Source organism: Streptococcus infantis (assembly GCF_047464615.1).
In the GTDB taxonomy this organism is placed as follows: Bacteria; Bacillota; Bacilli; order Lactobacillales; family Streptococcaceae; genus Streptococcus; species Streptococcus infantis_Y.
In genome coordinates this window covers 1-2,424 of sequence record NZ_JASHBO010000035.1, presented here as the reverse complement: position 1 = coordinate 2,424, position 2,424 = coordinate 1, and the positions used below count along the sequence as shown (strand labels likewise).

Here is a 2,424-nt window from a genome sequence, read left to right as displayed (position 1 = left end):
ACTCACCTGAGTACAATCCTATTGAGAAAACATGGGCTCATATCAAAAAGCACCTCAAAAAGGTATTACCAAGTTGCAATACTTTTTACGAGGCTCTTTTGTCCTGTTCTTGTTTCAATTGACTATAGCTTTTCTGGCTCTATAATTTCTGTAGTGGGTAAAACCACCATAGGAATTATGGAGCCTATTTTGTTGTAGAAAAAAAGTCCCATAAGACCTATAATGAAAAGCGACCAAACCATCATTAGAAAGAATCTTATGGAACAATTAAATTTTATCACAAACTTACTCGGAATTAAAGACAAGAACATCAAAATCTTGGATTATCTTGATGCTGGAACTCATAAAGAAGTCATCGCTAAGCTAGATTATCCTACTCCTAAGTGTCATCACTGCCTAGGGCAAATGACTAAATATGACTTCCAGAAAGAATCTAAAATCCCCTATCTAGAGTGTGCAGGCTATAAGACACTCATTCGATTGAGAAAACGCCGTTTCCGTTGTAAAGTCTGCGGGAAAATAGCTGTCGCAGAGACTTCCTTAGTCAAAAAGAATCACCAAATCGCGACCATCGTCAACCAGAAAATCACTCAAAAATTAATCGAGAAAGTCCCTATGACGGCTATCGCAGAAAGTCTATCTGTATCTACTTCGACAGTCATTCGTAAATTGAAAGAATTCAAATTCAAGACAGATTTATCTTTCCTTCCAACTCACATGTCTTGGGATGAATACAGCTTCAAGAAAGGTAAGATGACTTTCATTGCACAGGATTTTGATTCCAGAAAGATCGTAACTATTCTGGATGGACGAACTCAAGCGACTATTCGCAATCATTTTCTTCGTTATTCTAGTCAGGTGAGAAATCGCGTGAAAGTCATTACAATGGATATGTTTAGTCCCTATTACGATATTGCCAGAAAACTTTTTCCTAATGCTAAAATCGTTCTCGACCGCTTTCACATTGTCCAACATCTCAGTCGAGCTATGAATCGTCTTCGTATCCAAATCATGAATCGTTTTGATCGTAAATCGCGCGAATATAAAGCATTAAAACGTTACTGGAAACTCATTCAACAGGATAGCCGTAAACTTAGTGATAGACGTTTTTATCGCCCTACTTTTCGCTCACACTTGACCAATAATGAGATTCTCGAAAAGCTCCTTGCATACTCTCAAGAACTTAGAAAGCACTATGAACTCTATCAACTATTACTGTTTCATTTCCAAGAGAAACAAACAGACAATTTCTTTGAACTGATTGAAGAAACGATTTCTTGTGTAAATCCTATTTTTCAAACTGTTTTTAAGACCTTTTTGAAAGACAAGGACAAAATCATGAACGCACTGGAACTGCCCTACTCAAACGCGAAACTGGAGGCTACTAATAACCTCATTAAGGTCATCAAGCGCAATGCTTTTGGCTTCCGGAACTTTGAAAACTTTAAAACTAGAATCCTCATTTCTTTGAACATCAAAAAGGAGAGAACCATGTTGGTCCTCTCCAGGTTATAACTTTTCATCAACCCACTACAGTTGACAAAGAGCCGAAAAAAAGAACAACTAGTGTTCTTACTTTTTAATATCAATCGGGAAGACAGGATTCGAACCTGCGACACCTTGGTCCCAAACCAAGTACTCTACCAAGCTGAGCTACTTCCCGAGTTAAATAGAAAAAATGCACCCTAGAGGAGTCGAACCTCTAACCGCCTGATTCGTAGTCAGGTACTCTATCCAGTTGAGCTAAGGGTGCTCATTATATGCCGAGGACCGGGATCGAACCGGTACGATCGTTACCAATCGCAGGATTTTAAGTCCTGTGCGTCTGCCAGTTCCGCCACCCCGGCCTCTCTAAGCGAACGACGGGATTCGAACCCGCGACCCCCACCTTGGCAAGGTGGTGTTCTACCACTGAACTACGTTCGCATCGACCTCTTGGTTATATTAAAAAAATGCCGGCTACATGACTTGAACACGCGACCCTCTGATTACAAATCAGATGCTCTACCAACTGAGCTAAGCCGGCTTATTTCTATTATGCGGGTTAAGGGACTTGAACCCCCACGCCGTTAAGCGCCAGATCCTAAATCTGGTGCGTCTGCCAATTCCGCCAAACCCGCAATGATGACCCGTACTGGGCTCGAACCAGTGACCCATTGATTAAAAGTCAATTGCTCTACCAACTGAGCTAACGAGTCTAAAATAACTTTACGTTATCTTAAACGGTCCCGACGGGAATCGAACCCGCGATCTTCGCCGTGACAGGGCGACGTGATAACCGCTACACTACGGGACCTATGGGAGTTAACGGGATCGAACCGCTGACCCTCTGCTTGTAAGGCAGATGCTCTCCCAGCTGAGCTAAACTCCCTTTAGCTAAGCGACTTCCTTATCTCACAGGGGGCAACCCCCAACTACTTCCGG

The 2,424-nt window shown here is 42.0% G+C and carries 1 protein-coding gene, 9 tRNA genes and 1 pseudogene; 2 read left to right on the top strand and 9 right to left on the bottom strand.

What is annotated here, in order from left to right; genetic code table 11:
* Both QM450_RS10535 and QM450_RS10530 read left to right on the top strand, forming a co-directional pair.
* Window positions 1-122: pseudogene (locus tag QM450_RS10535) on the top strand (IS630 family transposase); the annotation flags it as partial.
* Window positions 123-258: 136 nt separating this feature from the next.
* The gene (locus tag QM450_RS10530; protein WP_414320555.1) at window positions 259-1,515 is read left to right on the top strand and encodes an ISL3 family transposase; all 1,257 of its coding nucleotides are present in this window, start codon (window positions 259-261) and stop codon (window positions 1,513-1,515) included.
* Between the two features lie 74 nt (window positions 1,516-1,589).
* On the opposite strand, the gene QM450_RS10525 is transcribed toward QM450_RS10530, so the two are convergent.
* From QM450_RS10525 to QM450_RS10485, 9 genes are all read right to left on the bottom strand, one after another.
* Window positions 1,590-1,663: transfer RNA gene (locus QM450_RS10525), tRNA-Pro, on the bottom strand.
* A 16-nt stretch (window positions 1,664-1,679) separates the two neighbouring features.
* Window positions 1,680-1,753: transfer RNA gene (locus tag QM450_RS10520), tRNA-Arg, on the bottom strand.
* 8 nt (window positions 1,754-1,761) lie between these two features.
* Window positions 1,762-1,847 (bottom strand) — tRNA-Leu (locus QM450_RS10515).
* Window positions 1,848-1,854: 7 nt separating this feature from the next.
* Window positions 1,855-1,926: transfer RNA gene (locus QM450_RS10510), tRNA-Gly, on the bottom strand.
* A 27-nt stretch (window positions 1,927-1,953) separates the two neighbouring features.
* Window positions 1,954-2,026: transfer RNA gene (locus QM450_RS10505), tRNA-Thr, on the bottom strand.
* Between the two features lie 12 nt (window positions 2,027-2,038).
* Window positions 2,039-2,120 (bottom strand) — tRNA-Leu (locus tag QM450_RS10500).
* Window positions 2,121-2,125: 5 nt separating this feature from the next.
* Window positions 2,126-2,198, bottom strand: a tRNA-Lys gene (locus QM450_RS10495).
* A 25-nt stretch (window positions 2,199-2,223) separates the two neighbouring features.
* A tRNA-Asp gene (locus QM450_RS10490) sits at window positions 2,224-2,296 on the bottom strand.
* Window positions 2,297-2,298: 2 nt separating this feature from the next.
* Window positions 2,299-2,371 (bottom strand) — tRNA-Val (locus tag QM450_RS10485).
* Between the last annotated feature and the right edge of the window lie 53 nt (window positions 2,372-2,424).

What these genes read in the sequence shown, in the direction of transcription:
- QM450_RS10530 (WP_414320555.1), top strand. Translation starts at nt 259, where the DNA reads ATGGAACAATTAAATTTTATCACAAACTTACTCGGAATTAAAGACAAG.